Source organism: Salipiger bermudensis HTCC2601 (assembly GCF_000153725.1).
GTDB lineage: Bacteria > Pseudomonadota > Alphaproteobacteria > Rhodobacterales > Rhodobacteraceae > Salipiger > Salipiger bermudensis.
Map to the genome: position 1 here is coordinate 152,236 of NZ_DS022278.1, position 26,136 is coordinate 178,371.

The 26,136-nt window shown below is 60.8% G+C and carries 27 protein-coding genes and 1 pseudogene; 15 read left to right on the forward strand and 13 right to left on the reverse strand.

Annotated elements, in window-relative coordinates:
- Positions 1-123: 123 nt before the first annotated feature.
- Positions 124-1,110, reverse strand: a complete 987-nt coding sequence (gene repB, locus R2601_RS23340; RefSeq protein WP_040545954.1) for a plasmid partitioning protein RepB — start codon at positions 1,108-1,110, stop codon at positions 124-126.
- Positions 1,107-2,315, reverse strand: a complete 1,209-nt coding sequence (repA, locus tag R2601_RS23345) for a plasmid partitioning protein RepA (protein WP_007803347.1) — start codon at positions 2,313-2,315, stop codon at positions 1,107-1,109. The genes repB and repA overlap by 4 nt, the downstream gene beginning before the upstream one ends.
- A gap of 364 nt (positions 2,316-2,679) precedes the next feature.
- Between repA and R2601_RS27125 the strand changes: the two genes are divergently transcribed.
- From R2601_RS27125 to istB, 4 genes are all read left to right on the forward strand, one after another.
- Complete coding sequence (locus tag R2601_RS27125; protein WP_007803348.1) at positions 2,680-2,862, forward strand: hypothetical protein; 183 nt, start codon at positions 2,680-2,682, stop codon at positions 2,860-2,862.
- A gap of 813 nt (positions 2,863-3,675) precedes the next feature.
- Positions 3,676-4,377, forward strand: coding sequence for an IS6 family transposase (locus R2601_RS23355; RefSeq protein ID WP_007803349.1), 702 nt, complete (start codon positions 3,676-3,678; stop codon positions 4,375-4,377).
- A 339-nt stretch (positions 4,378-4,716) separates the two neighbouring features.
- Positions 4,717-6,285 (forward strand): IS21 family transposase, encoded by a 1,569-nt coding sequence (istA, locus tag R2601_RS23360; protein ID WP_007803351.1) that lies wholly within the window; start codon positions 4,717-4,719, stop codon positions 6,283-6,285.
- A complete protein-coding gene (gene istB, locus R2601_RS23365; protein ID WP_040545955.1) occupies positions 6,215-6,943 on the forward strand; it encodes an IS21-like element ISPkr1 family helper ATPase IstB in 729 nt (242 codons plus the stop codon). The genes istA and istB overlap by 71 nt, the downstream gene beginning before the upstream one ends.
- Positions 6,944-7,078: 135 nt before the next feature.
- Here the strand turns inward: istB and R2601_RS23370 are convergent, their stop codons facing one another.
- The 9 genes and pseudogenes from R2601_RS23370 to tnpA form a co-directional block, all read right to left on the reverse strand.
- Positions 7,079-7,741, reverse strand: a complete 663-nt coding sequence (locus R2601_RS23370) for a TVP38/TMEM64 family protein (protein WP_007803355.1) — start codon at positions 7,739-7,741, stop codon at positions 7,079-7,081.
- Positions 7,742-7,744: 3 nt separating this feature from the next.
- Positions 7,745-8,194: a DUF6010 family protein gene (locus R2601_RS23375; protein ID WP_007803357.1), complete on the reverse strand. Its 450-nt coding sequence runs from the start codon at positions 8,192-8,194 to the stop codon at positions 7,745-7,747.
- 161 nt (positions 8,195-8,355) lie between these two features.
- Positions 8,356-8,793 (reverse strand): ion channel, encoded by a 438-nt coding sequence (locus R2601_RS23380; protein WP_012187040.1) that lies wholly within the window; start codon positions 8,791-8,793, stop codon positions 8,356-8,358.
- 88 nt (positions 8,794-8,881) lie between these two features.
- A complete protein-coding gene (locus tag R2601_RS26315) occupies positions 8,882-9,310 on the reverse strand; it encodes a rhodanese-like domain-containing protein (RefSeq protein WP_083794021.1) in 429 nt (142 codons plus the stop codon).
- Between the two features lie 37 nt (positions 9,311-9,347).
- On the reverse strand, positions 9,348-10,070 hold the full coding sequence (locus tag R2601_RS27195; RefSeq protein WP_254656111.1) for an IS4 family transposase: 723 nt from the start codon (positions 10,068-10,070) through the stop codon (positions 9,348-9,350).
- The gene (locus R2601_RS27200; protein WP_007803365.1) at positions 10,003-10,758 is read right to left on the reverse strand and encodes an IS4/Tn5 family transposase DNA-binding protein; all 756 of its coding nucleotides are present in this window, start codon (positions 10,756-10,758) and stop codon (positions 10,003-10,005) included. The genes R2601_RS27195 and R2601_RS27200 overlap by 68 nt, the downstream gene beginning before the upstream one ends.
- A 130-nt stretch (positions 10,759-10,888) precedes the next feature.
- Positions 10,889-12,515 (reverse strand): annotated as a pseudogene (gene tnpC / locus R2601_RS23390) (IS66 family transposase).
- A 60-nt stretch (positions 12,516-12,575) separates the two neighbouring features.
- Positions 12,576-12,923 carry an IS66 family insertion sequence element accessory protein TnpB gene (gene tnpB, locus R2601_RS23395; RefSeq protein ID WP_040545958.1) on the reverse strand — a complete coding sequence of 116 codons (348 nt, stop codon included), beginning with the start codon at positions 12,921-12,923 and terminating at the stop codon, positions 12,576-12,578.
- Positions 12,920-13,288 (reverse strand): IS66-like element accessory protein TnpA, encoded by a 369-nt coding sequence (gene tnpA / locus R2601_RS23400; protein WP_007803373.1) that lies wholly within the window; start codon positions 13,286-13,288, stop codon positions 12,920-12,922. The genes tnpB and tnpA overlap by 4 nt, the downstream gene beginning before the upstream one ends.
- A 326-nt stretch (positions 13,289-13,614) precedes the next feature.
- On the opposite strand from tnpA, the gene R2601_RS23405 reads away from it, so the two are divergent.
- From R2601_RS23405 to ccmI, 7 genes are all read left to right on the forward strand, one after another.
- Positions 13,615-14,337, forward strand: coding sequence for a response regulator (locus R2601_RS23405; RefSeq protein ID WP_007803380.1), 723 nt, complete (start codon positions 13,615-13,617; stop codon positions 14,335-14,337).
- Entirely contained in the window at positions 14,337-15,803 is a 1,467-nt protein-coding gene (locus R2601_RS23410) for an ATP-binding protein (protein WP_007803383.1), read from the forward strand. The genes R2601_RS23405 and R2601_RS23410 overlap by 1 nt, the downstream gene beginning before the upstream one ends.
- Positions 15,739-16,044, forward strand: a complete 306-nt coding sequence (locus tag R2601_RS27495; RefSeq protein WP_224888728.1) for an SHOCT domain-containing protein — start codon at positions 15,739-15,741, stop codon at positions 16,042-16,044. The genes R2601_RS23410 and R2601_RS27495 overlap by 65 nt, the downstream gene beginning before the upstream one ends.
- A gap of 65 nt (positions 16,045-16,109) precedes the next feature.
- Complete coding sequence (locus R2601_RS23420) at positions 16,110-18,110, forward strand: heme lyase CcmF/NrfE family subunit (protein WP_007803387.1); 2,001 nt, start codon at positions 16,110-16,112, stop codon at positions 18,108-18,110.
- Between the two features lie 8 nt (positions 18,111-18,118).
- Entirely contained in the window at positions 18,119-18,685 is a 567-nt protein-coding gene (locus R2601_RS23425; protein WP_007803389.1) for a DsbE family thiol:disulfide interchange protein, read from the forward strand.
- A complete protein-coding gene (locus tag R2601_RS23430; protein WP_007803391.1) occupies positions 18,682-19,155 on the forward strand; it encodes a cytochrome c-type biogenesis protein in 474 nt (157 codons plus the stop codon). Before R2601_RS23425 ends, R2601_RS23430 begins: the two co-directional genes overlap by 4 nt.
- Positions 19,152-20,303, forward strand: coding sequence for a c-type cytochrome biogenesis protein CcmI (ccmI, locus tag R2601_RS23435; RefSeq protein WP_007803393.1), 1,152 nt, complete (start codon positions 19,152-19,154; stop codon positions 20,301-20,303). Before R2601_RS23430 ends, ccmI begins: the two co-directional genes overlap by 4 nt.
- Before the next feature lie 28 nt (positions 20,304-20,331).
- Here ccmI and R2601_RS23440 read toward each other — a convergent pair whose 3' ends face one another.
- Both R2601_RS23440 and R2601_RS23445 read right to left on the reverse strand, forming a co-directional pair.
- On the reverse strand, positions 20,332-22,461 hold the full coding sequence (locus tag R2601_RS23440) for a protein-disulfide reductase DsbD family protein (RefSeq protein WP_007803395.1): 2,130 nt from the start codon (positions 22,459-22,461) through the stop codon (positions 20,332-20,334).
- A 283-nt stretch (positions 22,462-22,744) separates the two neighbouring features.
- Entirely contained in the window at positions 22,745-23,047 is a 303-nt protein-coding gene (locus tag R2601_RS23445) for a DUF2933 domain-containing protein (protein WP_007803398.1), read from the reverse strand.
- Between the two features lie 194 nt (positions 23,048-23,241).
- On the opposite strand from R2601_RS23445, the gene R2601_RS23450 reads away from it, so the two are divergent.
- From R2601_RS23450 to R2601_RS23465, 4 genes are all read left to right on the forward strand, one after another.
- Entirely contained in the window at positions 23,242-23,763 is a 522-nt protein-coding gene (locus R2601_RS23450; RefSeq protein WP_229673415.1) for a L,D-transpeptidase, read from the forward strand.
- Between the two features lie 28 nt (positions 23,764-23,791).
- Entirely contained in the window at positions 23,792-24,250 is a 459-nt protein-coding gene (locus tag R2601_RS23455; RefSeq protein ID WP_007803401.1) for a c-type cytochrome, read from the forward strand.
- A gap of 369 nt (positions 24,251-24,619) precedes the next feature.
- Positions 24,620-25,213 carry a c-type cytochrome gene (locus R2601_RS23460; protein WP_007803403.1) on the forward strand — a complete coding sequence of 198 codons (594 nt, stop codon included), beginning with the start codon at positions 24,620-24,622 and terminating at the stop codon, positions 25,211-25,213.
- A 2-nt stretch (positions 25,214-25,215) separates the two neighbouring features.
- A complete protein-coding gene (locus R2601_RS23465) occupies positions 25,216-26,133 on the forward strand; it encodes a c-type cytochrome (protein WP_007803405.1) in 918 nt (305 codons plus the stop codon).
- The last annotated feature ends 3 nt before the right edge of the window (positions 26,134-26,136 follow it).

The following is a 26,136-nucleotide window of genomic DNA, read 5'->3' on the forward strand; positions in this document are numbered from 1 at the left end:
GTCGGGGACCACTAGCTTGAGAGTGCGAAAAACAAGTCTGGGTCTCGTGAAGCGCCGTCTTTGCGGGACCTTTTCTTTCGCCTGACCGTGCCTCCTTGTTCCGGTTTCTGCTCTTCCTCAGTCTTACACGCGCTCTTTCCAGCGCGCGTGAAGCTCTGCGATCACATCTTCGGCCCGGGCGTCCAGCCAGTCGGCGAAGCCGGGCTCTTCGAGGTCCAGCGCCACGCCACGGGCCGTCCGACGGATCGCGCCGGCGCGCACGCCATCGATCTTGAGCGACCGCTTGGCGCCGCCACCGGTTTCGGCCTTGCGCGGGGCAGGGGGGCGACCAATCGCCTGCATCACCGCCTCGAAAGCGGCGACCGAGGCATCATCCGGGACCTGCTCGTCGCGCACCACCGCAACGGCGGCCTTGGCATGGGTCTGCTCGGCGATCTCGATCAGCCGTTGTCGGTCGGCGCCGGTTTCCTCCATGGCGCGAGACAGCGCTTCCCACCGGGGTCGGCCGATGCCATGGGCGGCCCCGATCGCCTCGATCAGGTCACGCCCGATGCTTCCGGCGACGCCGATGGCCATGGAAATCGATGACTTAGTCACCGTTAACACTTCGGCAACGCGGGCCTGTGTTCCGAAGCCTGTTTCCACAAGCTCCTGAGCAAAAAGGGCTTTCTCGATATACGAGAGGTCACGCCGCGCCATGTTCTCGGAAATCTGCGCCTGCACCGCGTCGGCGTCGTTCAGGGTGGCGACCAGCGCGCGTACTTTGTCAACGCTGTCTGACTGGCGGATCGCCTCGAGCCGGCGACGGCCGTAAACCAGCAGGTAGCGGTCTTCCTCGGTCGGATGGCGGCGCACCAGGATCGGCACAGTCTGGCCGTTCTGCTCGATGGCGTGCTGCAGGTCGACCACATCCGCCGGATCGAGCCGATCCCGCATCCGGTCGTCCTCGATACTGTCGGGGTCGAGCTCCCATATGTGGTGCCCGTCGACCGCGTTGCGGGCCGAGCGCAGCGCCCGGTTCGAGGACATCATCGACGGCGCCGCACCGCCGCTGCCGGCGGCCGCGAGGCTGTCGAGCATGGAGAGGCGTTTTTTGCGTGTATCGGTCATGTGCGTCCCCAGGTCTTCTGGATCAGTTCCGCGATCTCGTCGTTCACCGCGTTGAGGCTCTCGACTGCGCGGTCGTAGGTGGCGCGGGTGAAGGCCGAGCGTTCGACCTCATAGAGGGTCTGCTTGGTGAGCCCTGCGTCGGAGATGGCCGTCGATTTGAGCATCGGCGCGTTGAGCACCTTTTCGCCATACATCGTGCGCAGAAATGCTACGATCCGGTTCTGCGGGGCGTCGGTGGGTTCATACCTTGTTAGCAGGTATCGCATCCAGTCGTGCTTCATGTCGGCGCCCGATTCTGCGATGACGTCCATCAGGTCCGCGGTCATGCGCAGGAATTGCGACATCGACATCACGTCGAGCATCTCGGGGTGGATGGTCACCAGCACCCCGGTCGCGGCGGACAGCGCCGACATGGTCAGGAAGCCAAGCTGCGGCGGGCAGTCGATCACGACCACATCGTAATCCGCGTCGACCTGGGCCAGCGCCTCTTTCACCCGAAAGAAGAACAGCCCGGCGTTTCCCTGCGCCAGCGCGCGCGGGGTCTCGTGTTCGAACTCCATCAGCTCGAGGTTGCCGGGCACGAGATCGAGGCCGGGAATGTAGGTTTTGCGAATGACCTTGGAGATTGGCTCGGGATCGTCGTAGCGGATCGCGTCGTAGAGCGTGCCGCCGTCGTTGAGGTCGTATTCCGGCTGCACTCCGTGCAGCGCGGTGAGCGAGGCCTGCGGATCGAGATCGATGGCCAGCACCCGGTAGCCGAGCAGTGCCAGCCTCTGCGCGAGATGCGCCGAAGTGGTGGTCTTGCCGGAGCCGCCCTTGAAGTTCATCACGCCTATAACCTGCATCCGGTCGGGCGAGGCGCCGGCATCCGGGGCAGGGCGTCGGCCCGGCAGGTAGTCGCCGGGCTTGCGGGCGGTCTTCTCCAGCATCACCCGAAGCGCGTTCAAGTCGTGCACGGAATAATGCCGGCGATTGCCCGGTGTCAGCTGGGGAGAGGGGCCACGTCCCTCGAGGTGAAGTTTGCGCAGGTAGCTGTCGTTGACGCCGAGCAGAGCCGCGGCCTCGCCCGAGGTGAATGTCCGCATGGTCTTGGCGGCATCCGGGGGGAACAGGCTCTCGCCCTGCGCATGCAGTTGGTTGGCGAGCAATTCCGAGTGCTCGCGGATGACCGCATTCAGGTCGTCCTGTTCAAAGCTCTGATCCATCTGTCCGCTCTGTCCCGCGTCTTGTACGCGTTGCCTCATTGTTGTTCTGTGTCCCACGGGCGCATTTGCGGTCCGGCCCTCAGATCGTGTTCACGGAAAAGGGCGTGGGTGTGCTCTTTTCCGTGACTATTGTCTAACTTGGGGGAGTCGCGCAAGGGTTTTCCCTAAAGGGATGTAAAGATGAGAGAGACATGCTTTCCGTGCTGACCAGATCGACATGCCGCCGATCAAGGTGGTGTCCCAAGCTTGGTGGAAAGGGGCTGAGCGCGGAGCCCCGGCGCAGTGCGTGGCCGGGTGTAACGCTGCCGGCCACCGCCGGTCTTCGCGAAGATTCGGGCTGGGAGACCTTGAACCGAGAACGGAGATGCCGGTGGTCGACGACAGAATCGCGCTGATTGAGCCGGTTGAGAAGCAGGCCGATGGTGATCTATTGCGCAAGGTTCTCGGCGTCAGCACCGGTCCATCCGAAGCAGAAACGTTCTGGGCCGATTTGCTGCACTCCCTAGCCGGACCGTGGACCAGCAGCGATCATTTTGCCCCTCCCTGAGGTCCGGCTCTGGAAGCCGGACATCGCAGGAGGCCGCACACGTAACGAGCTCGTGGAAGCATCGAAGTAGTGGGGCAGGGCGCTCTGTTGAAAGGGGTGGGAACAGGCGTGCAATCTTGGCTCTGACTCAGAGTTGAACCTCGTCCGGTAGCGCACGTGCAGTGTCACCGCCGTGGCCACCATTGCGATCACGGGCAACGACCTCGATCCCGAGTCGCGCACGGAGCCACGCTTCCACAGTGTCGCGCTCCCGGTCGGGCAGCAGATCGATGACTTCGTGACCGCAGATCACCGTGCCGTAGCTCAGTGCCTTCCGTCATGCCCATATGTTGACGCCGGGGGCGATCTCCCCGCAGATGTCGTACAAATGGCGTCGGCCTCCGGCTGCGAGGTCGCGGCGCTTTAGGCTCGGGACGTATTGGTTTTCTGCCGCCCTCGGCACAGCCGAGACCGTCCGCTTGGTCTGACGTCAGAGGTATTAAAAGCAGTCAGGCCTCAGGCCGGAACAATGCAAGACCGTCATCGCGATGGCAACACCAGCCCGATAGCGTGAAAGCTGCTGCGAAATTGCATTGTCCGGCTGTCTCACTTTGGTGGAGCAGAAGCGTCATAGCAGACAATGAGGCTATACGACGCTTTTGGGGCCGAAACTTGGCTGTGTTACTCTGGAGCGTGATTGAGTGCCTCAACCAAGCAAAGCAACGCCATTGATTGACCGTAGCCTGTCGGCTGGATCGGGATATCCCGGTAGGGTGTTGTCACGTTAACGGGCCTGAGGTTGCCGGTTCATTGATCTGGTCTTAGGCGGTTTCGATGCAGTCACAGAAGATCAGCTACAAACGCCACCGGTTTCCGCCCCAGATCATTGCTCATGTTGTCTGGCTCTACGCCCGGTTCAACTTGAGCCTGCGCGAGGTCGAGGAGATGATGATGGAACGTGGCGTGGAAGTTTCGTACGAGACGATCCGGCGCTGGACCGTCAAGTTCGGTCCCTTGATCGCTCACGTTCTACGGCGACGGCAGCCTTGTCCTGGCGATGTCTGGCATCTGGACGAAGTCGTTGTGAAGATCGCGGGCCGGTCATACTGGCTCTGGCGCGCTGTCGACCAACACGGCGTTGTTCTTGAGGAAATCCTTCAATTGAGACGAGACAAGCGCGCCGCGAAGCGGCTTTTGGTCAAGCTGATGAAGCGCTGGGGCTTCGTGCCCAAGCGGATCATTACGGACAAACTGCGCTCCTACGCAGCCGCCAAGCGCGAGGTCGCGCCTAGCCTTGATCATTGGTCACACAAGGGACACAATAACCGCGCCGAAAACAGCCACCTACCCTTGCGAAAACGAGAGCGGGTAATGCAAGGTTTCCGATCGCCGGGTGGGTTGCAGCGTTTTGTATCTATGCAATCGGCAACCCGCAATCGTTTCTCAGTCCCAGCCCGGCGTCGTTCCGCTCTCACCGTCCGCTACCATCGCCTCGAAGCTTTCGAGGCGTGGAAATCCGCGGCAAACGTCGCTTGATGTACCATCGGTACCCAATCTCGCAGACTGGGCGAGTTAATGTGACAAGCCCCGTGGCGGACATGGCCGTCATCGGTGATCCAGAGTCCGGTAAATTGGGTTGGCGTGTCGCTCATTGCCGGTTCCCGCGCTGGCCGAGCGTGTCGGCGATCTCCTGCGGCTCGACAATCCAGGCGTAGTTCAGCTCGTGCCGGATCTTCCAGCCTTCCCCGGTGCAGGCCCATCCATGTGAACAGGCATGCAATTTTGACCCCGTAGCGGGGTGATCGGCGTCCAAAAATGACCCCCTTACACTGATGTGGATGATGCCCCCGAGGTCAACGGGGAGCACAGTGTGGGATGTTGGTTGTGGAGACGATAGCGAAGATCCGACGGGCGTATTTTCAGGATAAGAAGTCGATCAAGCAGATCTGCCGCGAACTACGGGTTTCGCGGAACACGGTGCGCAAGGTAATCCGGTCCGGGGCGACCGAACTGACCTACGAGCGCACGATCCAGCCGCTGCCGAAGATCGGCCCTTGGACGGGTGAGCTCAATGACATTCTGGCGGCAAATGCTCGGAAGGCGAAGCGTGAGAGGCTGACCCTTATCCGGATCTTCGAGGAGCTGCGGGCCCGCGGATACGACGGCGGTTATGATGCGGTTCGACGATATGCAGCGACGTGGAACAGAGAGGAACGGGAGGCGTCTGCGGCCGCCTATGTCCCACTAACCTTCGATCCAGGCGAGGCCTATCAGTTCGACTGGAGCCACGAGATCGTGGTTATCGACGGCGCGACGACCACGGTGAAGGTGGCACATGTCCGCCTGTGTCACAGCCGTATGCTCTTCGTGCGTGCCTATCCCCGCGAGACGCAGGAGATGGTCTTTGACGCCCATGACAAGGCCTTCGCCTTCTTCAGGGGCACCTGCACGCGGGGCATCTACGACAACATGAAGACCGCGGTCGACACGATCTTCGTCGGCCGCGACCGTGCCTACAACCGGCGCTTCCAGCAAATGTGCGGGCACTATCTGGTCGATCCCGTCGCTTGCACCCCGGCATCCGGCTGGGAGAAGGGACAGGTCGAGAACCAGGTCGGCGTTGTCCGACGGCGGTTCTTCGTGCCGCGACCGAAGTTCAAGAGCTATGCCGAACTCAACGCTTGGCTTGAAGACCAGTGCGTTGCCTGGGCCAAATCCAACCCGCACCCCGAGCTCAGGGATCGGACAACTTGGGAGGTGTTCGAGCAAGAACGCGCCAGCATGGTGCCGTATGTCGGCCCCTTCAATGGCTTCCACGCGCTGCCTGCCTCGGTCTCGAAGACCTGCCTCGTCCGGTTCGACAAGAACCGCTACTCCGTGGATGGCCGGGCCGTCGGCCGCCCGGTCGAGATCCGTGCCTATGCCGAACGGGTCGAGTTCTGGCAGGACGGCAAGATCATGGGGCAGCACGCCCGAGCCTTCGGCCGTGACAAGGCCATCTACGACCCGTTGCACTACATTCCAGTTCTGGCTCGCAAGCCCGGTGCTCTCCGGAATGGCGCCCCCTTCAAGGACTGGGACCTGCCGCCGGCGATCAGGCGCGTGCAGCGCAAGCTTGGCAAGGTGCCGAACGGCGACCGGCAGATGGTCCAGATCCTCAGCATGATCCCGATCGATGGGCTGGATGCGGTGGATGCTGCCTGTGCCGAGGCCCTGAGCGAGGGGGTCCCCGCGGCCTCGGTCGTCATCAATATCCTTGCCCGGCATCGGGAGCCGCCACCGCCGCTGACCATCGATACGCCGGCCGCGTTGCGACTGACCTGCGAACCCGTGGCCGACTGCAAACGCTACGACAGCCTCAGGAGACCCAACCATGGAAAGATCACAGGTGCTGGACGCGATGAGCCAGCTGAAGCTTTACGGCATGAAGGCCGCCTACGATGAGATCATCACCACGGCGGTGAAGCGCCAACACGAGCCGCAACAGATCGTCGGCGACCTGCTGAATGCCGAGATCAGCGAGAAGCAGGCGCGCTCGATCAAATACCAGATGACGATCGCCAAGCTGCCGCTGGCGAAAGAGGTCGACGAGTTCAGCTTTGAAGAAACGCCGGTCAACGAGACGCTGGTGCGCGATCTGGCCGCCGGGGAGTTCCTTGAACATCAGCGCAATGTCGTGCTCATCGGTGGCACCGGGACCGGTAAATCCCACCTTGCCGTGAGCATTGCCCGGGCCTGCATCCGGCGCGGCAAACGGGGGCGCTTCTTCAATGTCGTGGACTTGGTGAACAAGCTCGATGCCGAAGCCCGTGCCGACCGACAGGGGCGCACTGCGGATCTTTTGTGTCGCCTCGACTTCCTGATCCTCGATGAGCTCGGCTATCTCCCCTTCGCGCAGACCGGCGGCCAGCTGCTGTTCCATCTCATCAGCCGCCTCTACGAGCGCACCTCGATCATCGTGACGACCAATCTCGACTTCGGGGAATGGCCTTCGGTCTTCGGCGACGCGAAGATGACCACTGCGCTGATCGACCGCCTGACCCACCATTGCGACATCGTCGAGACCGGCAACGAGAGCTGGCGCTTCAAGACCCGTGAATGACCAAGACCCCGCTGGCCCGATACGGCTGCGCTGTGTGAGTGCTACACCGCATCGGGCCAGCTACCGGAGCTCTCCAAAGGGGGTCATTTTTGGATGCCGATAGGGGGTCAAGATTGCTTGCCGATTGACACCATATCAGCTCTCCTCCCGTTGTGTACCGGTCTTTCGCGTCGCGGCGAAGAGAACCGACAGGCCGGTAAAGCCACCGAGCGCAAGCGCGGTCCATGTGGCAGTGCGGGCATCTCCGTTCATCGCCTGGCTGCCCATGTGAGCGAGCAAAAAACTCGCTGGAATAATCCCGGCCATCGTGGCCAGCGCGAACCTCCAAAGATGCAGCTTGCTCAGACCTGCGGCGTAACTGATCATATCGAAGGACAGAAACGGCAGCAGGCGACTGCCGAAGACCAAGAAGGTCAGAGTGTTCTGCGATCCGAACAGGCCTGTGTTAATCTTCTGACCGAGATGACGCTCAACGAAGGGACGACCGAGACCGCGGGCCAGACCAAAAGCGGCAAGCGCACCGAGTTCCGCGCCAAGAACGACAAAGAGTGTCCCGAACGTGTGCCCATAAGCCGCTCCGGCGGCGAGTGCGATCGGCGCCGAGGGCAGGGGGCTTGCGACGATAGCGATTGTCATAAGCGCCACGATAACAATTGGTCCGGCAAGACCTGCCGCCTCGATCCAGCGGTCAATTTCCGCGCGATCAGGCAGGCGAATGTCAACGCCAAGGACGTCCGGGAAGGCCAATGCGACGACTCCCATCAGGAACACCGCAATAAGAAGGATGCGCATCATCATGGATCAAAACACGGCATAGAGCAGAACGAAGAACGTCGCTGCCAAAAGGTCAAAGGCCACGCAGAATGGAATATACCAGTTCGGAATCCGGGCGAGACGATAAGAATTGTGGTGTGACATGTCCCAAAGGGCGTGCAGGGCCAAGCCCAAGGGAAGGAAAGCCCAATGCCATATCAGCCCCAAAAAGGCTGCCGAGCCGAACAAAAGGGCGACGGCGAGCTCTGCCCAGAACACGCGCGCTCTGCCGTCCGCGGCGCCAAAGCCGATATAGGCACCGCCAATCAAAGCAAGCGTGATCGAAGCAAGAGCTATCGAGCTCTTTTCATCCAAAAACAGGTGAGCCGGCATTGTGAGCAAGACAAACAACACACCAACCCATACGGGAGATCTCAAGATATCCCCGTGTCGATGGTGCGATACGTGATCGCCTGTCTTTTCGAAAATCTGTGCCATGGCTTTGTACCTAGGGATTCCAGCAACTGGAAGGTCAAGGGCTATTCATCCACGCGCGCAACGCAGCGCTCACTCAACCGTTCCACGGTGAGGTCAAAGGACCGATATCAGGACGTATTTGACGCTGACGCCAAGCTCATGTCCGACGCGCGTGGCGATTTTCAGTCATCTTTCGCCTTCTGCCAGACTTGCTGGCAGGCTGAGTAAAGAAACGTCGCTGACCAGGTCAGCAACATGAAGCCCAAAAGCGATTGCAGCATCAGCAACAGTCGAAAGGGCCCGACCACCTCTATGGACGAATAGCCAAGGGTCGAGAACGAGATGCCCGTAACATAGAGAACATCCTGAAACATCGGCGGGCTGTTGCTGAACGATTGCGGCAGAACGCTTGCCACCACCATCGTGTTGAACACGGCGAGCGTCACAAGTTCCAATACGTGCAGCAACAGCAACGCGGAAAACGTCAGGATGATCCGAAAGCCGGAGCCATCCGACCGCTGCGGGGAAAACTTCAGAATGCCCGACAACGCATAATGATGGACAATTCCCATCACGATCGCCGCGCATATTCCGACAAACATAGCCATCAACTCGGTCATACACCCAAACCCGTCTTCCTGTTCAAACAGGTCAATTTGACCATACATCAGGCTTTTAGCACAACGGGACCAATTGATTCTTCACTGGTCAGGCCAACGCGGGGGGCAACCCGTTCAGGGCGACATCCACCGGAACGGTCGGCAAGTTCGATGCGATCCAGCCAGGCCCTTCGCCTGATCCCAACATCCCTTCCGAGATATCGGCGTAGCCCGAATAACCAGCTTGTCTCAACGCTCGAAGCAGCGATGCGGAGCGTCCGCCAGTGGCGCAGATCAGTCCAACAGTGCGATCACCGCTCAGTTCCTTGGCCCTGAACAATCGGTCCGGAAAACCGGACGCGTGCATGCTTATCGGCCATACACCAGCACCTACGCCGGTTTCTTGCCACTCTTTGTGCGTTCTGACATCGATGATCCGCGCCGTATCCGATAGAAGCGCGTCAAAGGCATTCTCTGCCGACCAGACAGATCGGCTCTGCGCCAACAGCGGTGACGCCGCGACGGTCAGCACCGTCATATGAGCACCCAGAGTAACCGGCCGGTAAGGCTTGCAATTACCCACAACTGTCCGGCGGCGGTGTGGCGAGACGGGCGCCTTCAACTAGGTCGGCGAGACGGGAGAAGCCACGCCAGATTACCGTCGTCCCCGGTGGTGCGTCGGAAGCGCGGTCGAGGTAGCCTCCGAGACGCGCGACGGCCCTGACATAGAATTGGAGGTCGCGCGGCACCTGGCGCTTTCTGTCAGGCGTCGCCTGGTCGAGCAGGTGGCGCTCGTCCTCCGTGAAAACGGCGGCAGGGTCCGCCGCCGGTGCATCTCGGCTGAGCATTGCCAGCCATGACACGCGCCAGGCCACGACGCAGCACAACGCGATGCAGTTGGCCAGGCGCTCGGCAGTCGCGAGACGCAGTTCCTCGATCCGGCAGCCGGTCTTCAGAGTCCGGAAGAAGGTCTCGATCTTCCAGCGCAGTGCGTACCATTCGAGCTTGTGTACAGCGTCTGCGTGGCTCGCCACTGGCAGGTTCGTGATCAGCTTCCAGATGACGGGCGTCCGGCCCTCCGGCGGGTCGAGTTCCTCGGCATGGATGATCTGGAGCTCCTGATGCCGGTATTTTCGCTGCTTTCCGATAGGCGGCCGGACGATCATGGTGGCATGCCGGACCGACAGCACCGCGCAATGGTCATTGCCTTGCGAGTCCCGGAACCGCACCTCATGGGTGCCGCTGGACTGCACCTGCGCCATAACTTTGGCGATGGTCGTGCCGCCATCCTCCGCCAGGCGGTCGACGCAGCTCCGAACGAGGAAGTTGGTCCCGAGTTCCTCGGCAGGCAGTAGAGTTCGTAGATGTCGCTCTCGCGGTCGCCGACATGCACGCAGCGCTCCGGCGCGCCTGCCAGTTCGGTGGACAGGCGCAGGTATCGAGCCAGCGCATGCTCTCCTTCTGCTCGATGGGCACGCGGGTCGGATTGATCTTGCGCTTGAGCGCCGCGGCCCCCTTGAACTTGGAGCGCGACCAAAACTTGGCGGCTGTCATTCCGAGGGGCAAACCGTCCGGCGTGATCGCCAGGCTGGCGTGCATCAGGAGCCCGCAGATCGCATGCTTCTGGTAGCGGCCTTCCTTCAGCTTGCGCCCGGTCGACACCTTGGTGAACCCGATCTTTTCCGGCGTGGCGCGTTTGAAGTTGAATTCCGTAGTGTCCTGCAGGATCAGCACGGGACCATCGGTGGCCCGGATGCGCAGGGCGGAGGCAGCGAAATGCCCCTCGAGAATTTTGTCTTCGCTGATACTCCCGTTGGAGAAGAACCGGTAAGCCGCCTTGGTGTTCGACCAGTCCTGGAACGCCGTGGGCAGCGATTTCCCTGGCCGCTCCCCGAGAGCTTCGAGCAATGCCCCAAGCCGCCGGTTCAGCCGGACGTCCCCCAGATCGCAACCGGCGGTTTCCGTTTCCACCCAATTCTGCCCCATGCCCGCACCTCAATCATTCGGTGCTACATGACGAATCATGATGAGGTCGCTGCGAGCAAGACCAAGTGTCGTGGGTGAATCAATTCGCCGCACGACTTGTGGGTAACTTCAAGCCGGTAAGGACCACAGCTCAAGCGACGGCCTTCGCCTCTTTGGATTGCGGCACCCAGTTCCACGGCAGCAGCTCGTCGAGGCGGTTGATCTTGTGGTCGCCGATGCGGGCCAGGATGTCTGCCATATAGGCTTCGGGGTCGTGGCCGCTGAGCTTCGCGCTTTCGATGATCGTCATGGCTTCCGCGAGAGTTTCACCCCCGGCATCGGCCCCGGCGAAGAGCCAATTCTTCCGACCAATCACCACGGGCTTGATCGCACGCTCGGCCGGGTTGTTGTCGATGGCCACGCGGCCGTTCTCCAGGAAGAGCGTGAAGGAGGGCCAGCGGTGGAGCGCGTAGCGGAAGGCTTTGGCCAGTGCGCTCTTGCCGGAGACCCGGCCGAGCTGGGCCTCCGACCACGCCTTGAAGTCCTCCGCCAGAGGGCGCGTGCGGGTCTGCCTAACGCGCCGCCGCTCTTCGGCGGAGCAGCCGGTGATCTCGCGTTCAATGTCGTAGAGCGCGCCGATACGGTCCAGCGCCTCCCGGGCGATCTCCGACTTGGTGCCGATCCAGACATCGTGGAAGTCCCGGCGCAGGTGTGCCCAGCAGGCGGCCTCCCGGATGCGCACCACGCCGGTGGCATCGGGCTCATAGAGCGCCTTGAAGCCGGTATAGGCGTCCGCCTGGAGGATGCCGCTGAACTCGGCCAAATGGCGGTGCGGATGCGCACTCTTCCGATCCGGTGAGAAGAAGTAGGCGACACCGGGCGGCGCTGTCCCGCCCCATGGCCGGTCATCCCGGAGGTAGGTCCAGATCCGGCCCTCCTTCACGCCCTTTCCCAGTCCCTCGAGCCGCTTGGAGCGGTCGAGCACTCGCACCGGGGTGTCATCGGCATGGGAGGCGATCGGCGGTCATCACGTCAGCCCTGATCCGCGCCACGAGCGGAGAGAGCACCCGCACACCCTGGCCGCACCAGTCGACGAGCGTCGAGGCCGGGATATCCGCGCCCATGCGGGCGAAGATCTCGTTCTGTCTATACAAGGGAAGATGATCGTCGAACTTGGAGACGAGGATGTGCGCCAGAAGGCCCGGTCCCGCCATGCTGCGCGGGATCGGGCGGGCAGGCGCCGGGGTCTGGGTGATCTTCTCGCATCTCCGGCAGGACTTCTTCGGGCGCGCCGTCTCGATCACCTTCAGCCGTGCGCTGATCAGTTCGAGGATCTCGCTCATGTCTTCACCGACGAGCCGCAGCTCGCCCCCGCAAGCGGGACAGGCATCGCCGGGATCGAGCACAATGCGCTCGCGGGGCGTTGCCTCCGAGACCTTCGGCTTGCGCCGCATGGGAGCAGGTTCCGCGACAGCGGGCTCTGCTTCCGGCTCCTCCTCGGGCTCCCGGGCGGCGGAAGCCGCGACCTCCAGCGCCTCGAGGGCCAGTTCCAGTTGTTCGATCTCGCGCTCGATTTTCTCCGAGCTCGCGCCGAACTTCTGACGCTGGAGCTTGGCGATCCGGATCTGGAGCGCCTGAACGAGGGCTTCGTGTGCCTTCAAGACGGCCGTGAGCCTTGTTGTCTCGGCCCGCATGGCCGCGTTCTCGGCCTCGAGTGCGGCGATCATCGCGCGCAACTTGGCAGGATCGTCAGGCGGAAGGGAGGAGGCTTCGGACATGCGGAACCTTACCATCCCGTGCGGTCCATAACCAGTAAAACAAGGGGTTTGAGAGAAGTATCAGCTCACCCGAGCGGGAGGCGCACCCCAGTCCGGGCGGCGCCAGTCGATGCCTTCCCAGAGCATCGCCAGCTGCGCCGAGGTCAGCCTTGCGGCGCCGTCGCCGGCGACGGGCCACGGGAAGCGCCCCCGTTCCAGGACCTTGTAGTAGAGGCAGAAGCCCTGGCCGTCCCAGTAGAGAAGCTTCAGCCGATCTCCCCGGCGTCCACGGAACGCGAAGACCGCGCCGCTCGCTGGGTTTTGGCGCAGGACGTCCTGGGCAAGCGCGGCCAAACCGGCGATCCCCTTGCGCATGTCGGTGGTTCCGCAGGCCAAGTAGACCCGAACACCCGTTCCCGGTCCGATCATGCCGCCTCCACAGCCCGGATCAATCGGGTCAGCGTCTCTCCATCCATGCCGCTGTCGAACCTCAGGCAGCGCCCGTTGCTCAGCCGCAGCTCGACCATGACGGATCGCGCTGGCGCGGGGACGCTCGCTGCCGTCGGCGCCGCGCTGAAATCCACCGGCAGGAAAACAGCCCCGCGATCCGGCGACCACAGGCCCTTCTTCTTCAGATCACGCCGCCAGCCGTAGATCTGGGAGCGCGTGATCTCGTGCCGCTGCGCCACCTGCGTCACCGACGCACCGCCGACATCGACCTCCGACAGGATCTCGAGCTTCTCGTCTTCGCTCCACCGCCGGCGCCGCTCAACGCCCAGAACCTCGCCCAGCATGGCCCCTCCAAATAAGACACGTCGTTAAGGACGTCGTTATGCACGTGTCTTAGCTCGGAACCCCGCTGTCAGGCAGGCGGCCTCAATCGGGCGGTTACCACCCAGAACGAAACGGCGCCGGTTCAAATCAAGAGCCATATTCGAAAACCTCATCCTTTGATCGGTTGCGATCCCAAAGGTCACATAACATACGCGCGACGCTACCCGGGAGCACGACACGGTGCAGGCACAGATTTGTATCCATCTGTAGCAAGGGACTGACCTGATACAAACGGCTACAATTCTGCCCATGAAACAGAATGCAACGATGATCTAGGAAGGACGCCATGGGACCGCCACCTCATATCCTTATCGTGGACGACCACGCTCAGATACGCGAAAGCGTCGCGCGCTTCCTGGAGAAGAACGGAATGCGCACGACCGTCGCCAGGGATGCCGTGGAGATGGATGCCAAGCTGGCCACCGGTCACTTCGACCTCCTCGTGCTCGATGTCATGATGCCGGGCGAGGACGGTTTGTCGGTTTGCCGCAGACTTGCGCCAGAGGGTGATCTTCCGATCATCATGCTGACGGCGCTTGGTGAGGAAACGGATCGGATCGTGGGTCTGGAAATCGGTGCGGACGATTATCTCGCCAAGCCGTTCAATCCACGAGAACTGCTCGCCCGCATCAAGTCGGTTCTTCGGAGAAGCAACCGCGACGAACCTGTGGCCGGAAGCCTCGCTGGGAGGAAAGTCTCTTTTGCGCACTGGATACTGGATACCGACCGGCAGGTGCTGATTGACGAGTCCACCACCGAGACCCCATTGACGACCTCCGAGTTCAAATTGCTGGCGGTCCTGCTGGAACGCGCGAGGATGGTGCTCAGCCGTGACCAGTTGCTTGACCTGACCGCTGGGCGGACGGCAGGCCCGATGGATCGAACCATCGACAATCAGATCAGCCGTCTCCGCCGCAAAATCGAGCCGGATGTACTTAGGCCCAGTGTCATCAAAACGGTGCGGAACGGCGGATACTGTCTGGCTGCCGATGTCGAGGATGCGCCGTGATGCGCCGTGCGATGAGGTCTCTGAGCGGCCAGTTGATCCTGCTTGTGGTCGCGGCACTTGTCGTGGCCCAGGCGATCAGCCTGTTCCTGTTCGCTGACGAGCGCACCCTTGCGATTCGTGCCGCATTGGGGTTCGAGGCCGCCGGTCGCGCAGCAAATGTCGCGCGGTTGATCGAGGAGGCCCCGCCGGAGTTGCAGGACTCGATCCTCCGCGCGGCGAATTCGCCATTGATCCGGTTTGATCTGTCGGACGTTCCGAGCGTGGAACACACCGGTCATTCGTATGGCGGCATCGTGGAAGGACGCATACGCGCGCTTCTGGGCGATAGCTACAGCCGGGATATTCGCGTTGAACTGCACGAGGTCGAGGGCGCGTTGCGGCCCCTTCCCAATCTCTCGGACGAGATGACGGAAATGCATCTCGCGATGATGCGCGGAGAGTTGACGGCGGTTGAGATGAACCTGTCGATCGCCATCAAGGGAGCGCGTTGGCTGAATGTCGGAACGCGGTTCGAGCGTCCGCCAATCCAATGGCCTTTCTATTCGATGCTGACCTTTGGAATTTCCGCCGGACTGCTCCTGGTGGCGATCTTCTGGTTTGTCATGACGCGCCTGACGCGTCCTTTGCGGCACCTCTCCAAGGCCGCGGACCATCTTGGCCGGGGCGAGGATGTGGGTGAATTGACCGTCGCGGGGCCGACCGAGGTCAAGGATCTGACCGTCGCCTTCAACCGCATGCAACGACGGCTGACCCGGTTTGTCAGCGATCGGACACGGATGCTCGCAGCGCTTGGTCACGATTTGCGCTCGCCGTTGACTGCTATGCGTGTCCGCGCGGAGCTGGTTGACGAAGAAGAGACGCGGGACAGCCTCATCGCATCGGTCGAAGAGATGCAGAGCATGGTCGAAGCGACGCTCACCTTTGCACGGGGCCTTACCGGATCCGAAGGTGCCGAAGTGGTCGATCTGCGCAATTTTCTGGACAGCTTGTGCAGCGATATGGCGGCACACTGCACCTTTGCCCCGAGTGATGATGTTGCCGTGCGGCTTCGACCCAACGCGTTCCGAAGGGCGCTGAGGAACCTGCTTGAGAACGCCGTTCGCTACGGTGGTGCCGCAAAAGTCAGCTGGGCGACCCACGGTTCGAACCTCGTACTCAACATCGATGACAATGGGCCCGGCATTCCCGTCGACCAGTTGGAAAAGGTCTTCGATCCCTTCTATCGCCTCGAGCAATCGAGGTCTCTGGAAACGGGCGGTTATGGGCTTGGGCTCTCGATCGCGAGGACAATCGTCCAATCCCATGGCGGCGATATCCAGCTGGTCAACCATAACAGCGCGGGTTTGCGCGCTGTTGTCACCATCCCACTGGATGAAAGCGAACTAATCGAAGGAGAAACAGATGAAACTGAAAACGCTCATTCCAACGTTGCTGGCCAGCTTGCCCGCCAGCATGGCGCGAGCTGATGGTCCAGGCTCCTGGACAGGTCACATGTGGGGCGGAGGCTATGGCTTTATGGGCGGCTTCATGATGCTCGCCTTCTGGGGCGCCGTGATCGCATTGATCGTGTTTCTGGTGCTCAGGCTGCGGGACAATGGCACCCGTCCCTCGGACTCGGACGCGCAGGAAGCGCTCCGGCGCCGCTTTGCGAATGGGGAAATCGACGAAGAAGAGTTCCGTCGCCGCAAAGCAACGCTCGACGAATAGACCCCGCCGCGGACGCCAAAGCCGTCCGACGCGACGCCCACCGACACTGGATAGGAAAGAACGCCATGGTCCCGGAAATTGGTCACTTCGCACTGGCCCTCGCGCTTGCGCTTGCGCTTGTTCAAAGCGTTCTGCCGATTGCAGGTGCGTCGCGTGGAAACGCCGTCTGGATGAAATCCGCCCAGGCGACGGCAATAGGACAAGTGCTGTTTGTGGCCATAGCCTTCGCAGCGCTGATGCAGGCCTTCATCGTCAGCGACTTCACCGTCAGGAACGTCGTCGAGAATTCCCATTCGCTCAAGCCGATGCTCTACAAGGTGGCCGGGACCTGGGGCAGCCATGAGGGTTCGCTGCTGCTCTGGATTCTGATCCTCGCGGTGTTCGGCGCGGGCGTCGCCTGGTTCGGATCGAACATCCCCGCCGAGACCAAGGCGCGCACCTTGTCGGTGCAGGCGTGGATCAGTGTCGGCTTCCTGTCCTTCCTGCTGCTGACGTCGAACCCCTTCGAGCGGGTGTTTCCGCCGCCGCTCGACGGCAATGACCTGAACCCGTTGCTTCAGGACATGGGTCTCGCCATGCACCCGCCGCTCTTGTATTTCGGGTATGTCGGCTTCTCCATCGTGTTTTCCTTCGCCGTTGCGGCTCTTCTGGAAGGGCGCGTCGATCCGGCCTGGGCCAGATGGGTCCGCCCGTGGACATTGGCCGCGTGGGTCAGCCTTACGGCAGGTATCGCTCTTGGATCGTGGTGGGCCTATTATGAACTGGGCTGGGGCGGCTGGTGGTTCTGGGATCCGGTCGAGAATGTAAGCTTCATGCCTTGGCTTCTGGGCACAGCGCTGTTGCATTCGGCCATCGTCACGGAAAAGCGCGATGCGTTCAAAAGCTGGACCATCCTGCTTGCCATCCTGACTTTCTCGCTTTCACTTCTCGGGACGTTCATCGTCCGGTCAGGCCTGCTTACATCCGTACACGCGTTCGCCGTCGATCCAGAGCGCGGAGTTTACATTCTGGGTTTACTCGCGGTGTCCATCGGTGGGTCGCTGGCGCTCTACGCTTGGCGGGCGCCCGAAATGGAGCCGGGTGGTTTGTTTCGCCCGATCAGCCGCGAAGCCGGGCTGCTCGTGAACAACCTCATTCTGGCCGCCGCTACGGGAACCGTTCTGTTCGGGACGCTTTATCCGCTGATCCTCGAGGCTATCACGGGGGACAAGATCTCGGTGGGTCCACCTTTCTTCAATGCGGCTTTCATTCCGATGATGCTGGCGCTGGTCGTGTTCATGGGTCTTGGTCCATTCCTGTCGTGGAAGCGGGCTGATATCGCCGGGTTGCTCGATCGCATTCGGTTCGTGGTCGTTCTGGCGTTCATCGCAGCTTTGGCCGCATGGTATCTTCTGAACGGTGGGCCGATCATGGCCTATCTTGCCATCCTTGGCGCAGCGTGGCTGCTTTTTGCAACCCTACGGGAATGGGCGCTACGCATCCGCCTGTTCGAGGTTCCCCTTGCAGAGAGCGCGAGACGCGCGCGCAACCTGCCACGCGCCTCTCACGGTATGACACTCGCCCATGCCGGCGTCGCTGTGTTGATGATGGGGATGATCGGCTCGACCGGATGGAAGAGTGAGGAGATCGTCTTTGCCGCCCCCGGGACCGAAGTCACGATCGCGGGGTTCGACATCACCTTCGAAGGGGCCACACAGGTTCAAGGGCCGAACTACATCGCGGATCGCGGCACCCTTGTGGTCCGTCGGGATGGCGAGCTGGTCACGACGCTTTTCCCAGAACGCCGGTATTACCCGGTCGCGGAAAGCCAGACGACGGAGTCGGCCATCCGCTCTACATTGGCGGGTGATCTCTATACGTCGATTGCAACGCCAGCCTCCGATCAAGTGAACAACGCCGGAGCATGGACCCTTCGGATCCTCTATGAACCGCTCGTCAACCTGATCTGGATCGGCTCGATCCTGCTGGTGATCGGTGGCTGTTTGTCCTTGTCGGATCGCCGTTTGAGGGTCGGGGCGCCGCGCCGCGCCAAACAGCCAGCCAGCGATGCTGTTCCTGCCGAGTAGGAGAGAAGATGAAACGTCTCATTGCCGGGCTGCCGTTTATTGCGGCGGTCATATTCGGGGGTTTTTTTCTCTGGGGGCTCAATCCCGACCGGGATCCCAACGAGATCCCTTCCGTCCTGATCTCGCAACCGGCCCCGGCGTTCGACCTCGATCCCGTGCCGGGGTTGGAGACACCCGGCCTGGCCCGAAGCGATCTTGTAGGCAACGAACGACCGGTCGTGGTCAATGTCTTTGCGTCCTGGTGCGTGCCCTGCCGCGCGGAACATGCCGTGTTGACACGCTTTGTCGAACGCGAGGGCATGCGGTTGTTCGGCATCAACTACAAAGACAAACCAGAAGATGCCGTGAAGTGGCTCAATGACCTCGGCAATCCCTACGAACGGATCGGGTCCGACCTTTCAGGCCGGACAGGGATCGAATGGGGCCTTTCAGGCGTGCCGGAAACCTTCATCGTCGATGGCGATGGTACTGTTCTGTTTCGCTATGTCGGGCCGGTCGTGGGTCCGGACGCCGTCGAACGGTTCACGCAAGCCCTGAAGCAGGCAGGCGCACTGCCAAAGGGAGCAGCATCATGAGACAGTTGATTTTCGCGTTTTGCATCGGGCTCTTTCCCTTTGCCGCCAATGCGGTCGAACCAGACGAAATGCTGACCGACCCGGTATTGGAACAGCGTGCGCGGGAGATTTCCAAGGATCTGCGATGCGTCGTCTGTCAAAACCAGGACATCGACAGTTCGAACGCGGGTGTGGCGCGGGACTTGCGTCTGCTCGTACGCGAGCGACTGGTCACCGGAGACAGCGACGCGGAGGTGATCGAATACATTCGGGCGCGGTACGGGGATTACGTGCTGCTCAAACCGCCTCTGGAGCCTGCGACCTACGCGCTTTGGTTCGCTCCGATCGCTTTCGTTCTGATCGGGGTTTTCGTTGGTGGCGGGCTACTGATGAGTCGGCGAAAGCAAGAGGCATTTGAAGACTTGGGCTCGGAGGATGAGAACACCGTGTCCGAAATTCTCAGGCAAAACGAAGCGGGGGATGCGTCATGATCTGGGGTATTTTCGTTCTTTTGACGCTGGTCGCAATCGGAATTGTCCTCTACCCGCTGCTGCTGTCCAAATCGAACACTCTCACCAGAGGGGATGCGGTACCGGCGATCCTCGCCGATCAGATGCGGGAAATCCAACGAGACATGGACCGCGGTTTGATTTCTGAACAGGAAGCTCAAGCGGCCAGACTCGAGATCAAGAAACGGATCCTCGCGACGACCCGCAATTCGGAAGAAAAAGCCGGATCATCCCGTAATGGTGGCAGAGTCACTCTCGTTGTCGCGGCGGTCCTCGCGCCGGTTATTGCCGCGGGCTACTATCTGACGATGGGATCGCCGGAGGTTCCTTCAATGGCCTTCGCTGCCCGTGCAGAGGAGCGGGCACAGACTGATGAAGTGACGGCGCTGGCAATACAACTTCGCGAAAGGCTTGTATCCGATCCGACCGGCGGCCCTAGCGAAGGGTGGATGCTGTTGGGCCAGACCTATCAGCGCATGGGCAGAACAGTTGATGCTGTCGAAGCATTCGAAGTTGTCGCCAAACGGGAGGATGCCACCTCCGCGACATTCTCCATGCTGGCGGAGGCTGTCGCGGTTGCCAATGATGGCGTTGTTATTCCACGGGCGAAATTGGCCATTGATCGCGCTTTGGAACTTGACCCATCCAATCCTGCGGCAACCTATTTCGAGTCTCTCTACCATCTTCAAAAAGAAGAGACGCGTAAGGCCTACGATCTGCTCGTTTCCCGGCTGAACCAGGAAAAGACGTTCGTGCCCTGGATGGAAACATACGTTTTGCAAATCAACCGGATTGCAGCGGCAGCTGACCTCCCGGTCGTCAATCTACCCAGCGGGCCGACATCCCCACCCGGCCCGAGTGCGGCAGATGTTGCGACGGCGTCGGAGATGAATGACGCGGACCGCGCGGAGTTCATCCGATCGATGGTCTCGCGGCTGGCCGAGCGTCTTGAGGATGAACCGGACGATCTGGATGGTTGGATGCGGCTGGCAAACGCCTATACGGTCCTTGAGGAGCCCGATCGCGCCGTTGAGGCCTACCGCAAGGCTGAAGCGCTGTTGGAGCAGCAGCCCGCCAGTGATCCTCGGCGTGCGGCGGTCCGTGCCGCGCTTGAGCGGCTCGGCGGCTGACTGCTGGTCGGTGTCCCGCCCGGGCAGGTCACTCCTGTCCGGCAACCTTTGCGGAAACATCCCGACCGCTGGCTTGCGCCAAGGCGTCCATCACGTCTTCGGTTGTTAGCAATTCGGACAGCACAATGCCGTTCGGTGCCGATGGTCCGTAGACGGCATTGAAGGGGATGCCGTATCTGCCGAAACTCTCAAGGTAGCGGGAAATGCGCGTGTCCGGGCGTGTCCAATCTGCCTGCATCGCCGTGACTCCAGGCGCTTCAAGCGCGCTCCGGACTGGCTCCCGGTCGATGACAAGTGTCTTGTTCGCTTTGCAAGTCAGGCACCAGTCAGCGGTCACATCGACAAAAACGACCTCTCCTGCGGACACGCGTTTCGCTATGTCCGAACGATCAAATGCGATCCAAGCCATTGCCAACTGCGGCGTCGAACGCGCAGGTGCTGATTGCTGCAAGAGAGGACCTGCGGCAATGGCCAGGACAAGGCTGGCTATGGCAATAGACCACCTGAACTGGGACTGCACATTCGGGAGAGATAGTGTCAGAACGGCGAGACCGGACAACGCCGCGACCGCGATGACAGACACAAGCCCGGCGACACCGTCGAGCACCCAGAACAGCCACACGGCGGTTGCAAGCAACAAGACCCCCATGACGCTTTTGATGATCAGCATCCATCGACCAGGCTTAGGCATGAATGCGACCAGACGCGGGAACGCGGCGATGACGAGATAGGGCAGGGCGAGGCCGAACCCGAGGCTCGAAAAGACTATGAGGATGTCCAAGCCACGCCCGGCCAAAGCAAAGGCCACAGCGGTGCCGAGGAACGGTGCCGAACAAGGCGTCGCCATGACGGCACCGAACATGCCAGTGAAAAAGTCGGCGGAATACCCGTTGCGTCCACCGGCCCCTGCAAGCCGCGTTTGAATGCCGTGTGGAAGGGCGAACTCGAACGCTCCGAACAGATTTGCCGAAAAGACGAGCAGAACAGCGATCATCACCGCAAGAAACAGCGGGCTTTGAAACTGCAGACCCCACCCGACGCTGAGGCCTGCCGTCTGGAGCGCCCAGAGGACGAGCGCCAGACCCCACATGAACGTCATGATGCCGGCGCTGGCAGCGACGAAACCGAACCGGACACGGGTTGTGTCGTGATCGGTGTGTTTGAGCACAGACGACACCTTGATGGACAGCACCGGCAGCACGCAGGGCATCACATTCAGGATCAATCCGCCCAGCAGCGCGATCGCGGCAATCCAGATCAGTTCCATCATGTCCGGTGTCGTGGCGGCCAGCTCAAAGGGTGGTGCTATTCCTTGCGCCACGCGATCCGCGATGATCGTGAAGGCCCGGTTCTCGCCGTCGGTGACGGTAATCGACGGAGCCACTGTCACATCCGTATTCGACGAGAGGATCGGCAAGCGCGCCCAAAGCAAACGATCCTCTTCTCCCAAACGGATATCGGGTTTGCCAAGCGCAACACCCATACCCAGTTCGGGAAACACATCCGGCGACTGGAGTGGTTCATCGACGCGAAGGCTGACGATCAACTCCGTGAGGTCTTCGTCGATGAAGGCATTTGCCTCGCTGACGCCGCTCGTCTTGGCCCCTTCGGGGACGCGCTCGGAAAACGTACCGATCAGCCCAGCCGAAGTGCTGTCGATGACGTTGCCCCGTCCGAGGCGAAGTGACAGGTCAAACTCTTCCGGGACACAGACATTGGAGCACACCAGCAGTTTGACCTGCGCGGAAAGAGTCACAGGTGCGCCGGGATCTTCGAGCGTTATGCGCAGCGGAAAGACGACTTCACCCGCATAACCAAAATTTTCGATGCCGAAGGCGGTGAAGCGCGTCGGGGCGGGCCACATGAATTCGACATCTGCGACGTTTTCGGAACCGCTCCATTCGACCGAAGGCGGTATTCCCACCTCGCCCGCCGACCGCCAATAGGTCTTCCAGTTTTCGTTCAGTTGAAGGTGAAGCCCGGCTGACAGAGTCTGTGTGTTCTCGGGAACGCCGTCCTGTACACTAATGAGATGCGCGGTGAGTGGCGCGCTCTGGTATTCAGCAGAGGTTGCTGCCGCGACACTTCCAGAGACAACGGCCAGGAGCACGAAGGGAATAAGCAAAACCCGTCGCAGGATCAAAAGGCAATCGATCAAGATACCTGCTTCCTTCCCATATTTTCCGCAGATTTCGCCAGGACGGCGGAAATTGCGTCAAAGTCCACCTGTGGCAAAACCCTGACGACCGTCCGCACAGACAATTCGCGCAACGCCAGTCGCAGAAGATGAAAGGGTTCGACACCCATCCGGCAGAAGGTCTGACGCTTGCTTCGTGGACACGATAGCCTTCAGATCTAGGCAGTCTGCAAGGCTTCCCGCGCAACCTCCAAGTAATGTAACCATCAACAGCAATACGAATACCTTTGCTTTCCCTCGCACATCACTGCCTGTTGCGGGCGACGCTAGGAATCACGGAACTTATGGGCTCGGGCGCTTCCTCGATAGTATCGTTTGCCTTGTCGGAATGGCACGATTTCCCCATGAATCTATGCATCACAAGATGCGCTCCAACGCACAACAGGAGCGGGGCGAAAGCCGATGCATTGCCCCACATACCCGCAAGCGTTCCGCCAGCGAGAAAAAAACCGATCACGGGCAACAGCATCACAATGCAACACGCCATCATTCCGTAATGCATGAGCTTGTCTGTAATCGGCTTATTCTTGGGATTTTCGTCGTCCATGACACCCTCTTTGTCTCGTTCCTGGCGTCATTTGCGACCCTCCAGCAGGGTAAGGTCAAGGATACAAATGGATACACTTCTCGCGGCCTTGTCAGGTTGCCTGATGCCGGGTCTCCCGTAAAAGACATGTACAAACCGTAGGCTAGGAGTGTGTCATGACGACATCGCGAAACAACAAGATCAATCGATGAAGCCTGTTGGGGTATGCGGCTGTCGCTTTGGTTGCACCAAGCGTGGTTCGAGCCGAAACCATTCGCCGCAACATTTCTTCTTTCCGAGTTCATGACTGGCAAGACCATTTCGACACGCTCGGCAAAGGGATCATCATCTCAGACACCGTGACGATGGCGCTACAGCACTGGACAGCGGACGGCGAGATGCGGATTTACCCGACATCCGTTCCGCTGACCGACGAACTCACCAAACGCGGTTACACTGAAGTGGTGGAAAAACGCAAAAACCCCAGTTGGGCGCCGACGCCCTCCATGCGGGAACGCAATCCGGAATGGCCGGCACGTATCGAGGGGGGTGATCCGGACAACCCCTTGGGTACTCGCGCACTGTACCTGTCGTGGCAGTACTACCGTATTCACGGGACACAGGACACGCGCAAGATCGGCCGCCGGTCGTCAAACGGCTGCATCGGTTTGTTCAACGAACAGATCGAGGAAGTCTACGAGCGAGCGCCTGTCGGCACTCAAGTCAAACTCATCTGACCCAACGGGCAAGGCGGAAGATACAGGCATGGACAAATTAACTGCGCTGATTGGTGCCGTTTTTGTTATCGGCGGGGGTTTTGCCGTTTGGCAGTTCGTTGGAGCCGAAGATTTAGCGGTTGGCCACTCCATGACGCCACCTGACACAAGCGAGATTGCCGAAGGCGATCCGATCGTCCAGGTCCAGCTGCCTGACGCACTCTCGCAGCAGGCGGCGCTTGGGAAGAACATATTCGAGGCAAAATGTTCCGAGTGTCACGGCGAAAATGCCGCCGGTCGCAACGGTGTTGCGCCGCCTCTCGTGCACAAGATCTACGAACCGAGCCACCATTCGGACATGGCTTTTGTTCTGGCAGCTCAAAACGGCGTCCGTGCACATCACTGGAATTTCGGTAATATGCCTAAGATCGAGGGATTGACCCAAGGAGACGTCAAGATGGTGGCCGCCTATGTCCGCGAATTGCAGCGGGCCAACGGGATCAACTGATGCGTTGGTCGAAGACGAACCGATGGATTCTGTCGGCCGTTTTCGGCCTTTTCCTTGTAGTACTCGGGGTGCCAGAGGCGCCGGTATATCATGGTGAAACGTCGTTGGGGCAGGAATACCATGGTCACGAAGACGCAGGGCCATCGACCGAGGCCTCTGGCCACTGCCATCCAGGCCTCGATTGTTCTGTCCCGGCAGCGTTATTGCTTCAGCCGAACATGGCGTACGAGCCTTCTTTTCTGAAAGCCGTCATGCAAGACGGCGCGATCCAACGAACCGAATTGCGCCCGATCAGCGATCCTCCACCGCCCCGACGGTGGGTCTGATTTCACATCGCTCGAAAAGCAGACCCAAAGAAGGATCGAAGACATGAAAAAGACGACTATCGTAGCGGCAGTGTTGATTGCAGGTACTGCGGTCACGGCATTCGCGCATAGCGGTGCCACCGGCATCGTGAAAGAGCGCATGGATGCCATGCTTGCAATGGGGAAGGCGGTCAAGACCGTGGCCCCGATGATGCGGGGCGAAACGGCCTATGACGCAGAAACAGTGCGCGATGCCGCGCGCCTGTTCCAGCAGCACGCCGGTGAGAGCATGACAAAGCTGTTCCCAGAGGGCACAGGGGGCATGCCCTCGGAAGCCAAGGACGAGGTGTGGACCGACTGGGAGCGCTTCGCGGCATTGGCAAGTCAGCTGGAAGAATACTCTGAGGGCCTGGAACGCGCAGCCGACAATGGATTGGGCGGCATGAGCGGCAATACCTCCATGGATGGCGCCTCGATGATGGGCGGCGGGTCAATGATGGGAGGCGATACAACCATGATGGGCGGGAGCACGATGATGGGCCGAGGCGACATGATGGATGCGGCCGCCATTGCCGAAATGCCCGCCGACGCAGCATTCGCGATGACGACCCAGGTCTGTTCCGCATGCCATGAACGCTTCCGGGCGGAAGAAGACTGACCATGCGCCGGTTCTTGACACTCGTCAGCGGGGCCGCCGTGCTCGGCGCGGCCAGCCTCGGCGTCGTGATTGCATGGCCTGTCGGCAGTGCAGTGACTCCGATTGCAATAGAGGGCAATGTCGACCGGGGCGCATATCTGGCGCGCGCCAGTGGGTGCATTGCCTGTCATACCAATTTTGAAGCGGGCGGCGCACCACTTGCCGGAGGGGCGCCGCTCGAAACCCCGTTCGGAACGTTCTACCCGCCCAACCTGACGACAGACCCGGAACATGGCATGGGCGAATGGACGGCAGAACAGTTCGCAAAAGCCGTGCGGCAAGGCATCGGCCCCGATGGAACGCCGTACTATCCGTCTTTCCCGTACACCTTCTATGCGGATTTTTCTGATCAGGATATCGCTGACCTCTGGGCGGCGTTTCAAACCGTGCCGCCCGTGGACGAGCCTGCACCAGAAAATGATGTCAGCTTCCCATTCGACCAACGATGGGGGCTGAAGCTCTGGCGAGCGGCGTTCTTCTACGATCCGGATACCGAACCGATTGAAGGGCGAAGCGACGCATGGAATCGAGGACGGGAATTGGTGCGCGGTGCGGCACATTGCGGAGCCTGCCATACGCCGCGCAATCTTGCGGGAGGCCGCGATATCGGTGCTTCCTTTGCAGGCAACGCCCAGCTTCCCGGTGGCAGCAAGGCCCCCGCGATACGGCCAAAAGACCTGGTCAAAAATGACTGGACGGTTTCAAACCTCGCTTATGCGCTCCAGACCGGCATCACCCCTTCGGGCGATGCTTTCGGCGGCAGCATGGCGGAAGTGGTTCGCGAGGGAACTCGGTTTCTGACACCTGCCGATCGCGAAGCGATGGCGCTTTTCCTGCTGAACAAGGACACGGTCGAGGCGGAGAACCCCGCGTCGAACTAACAC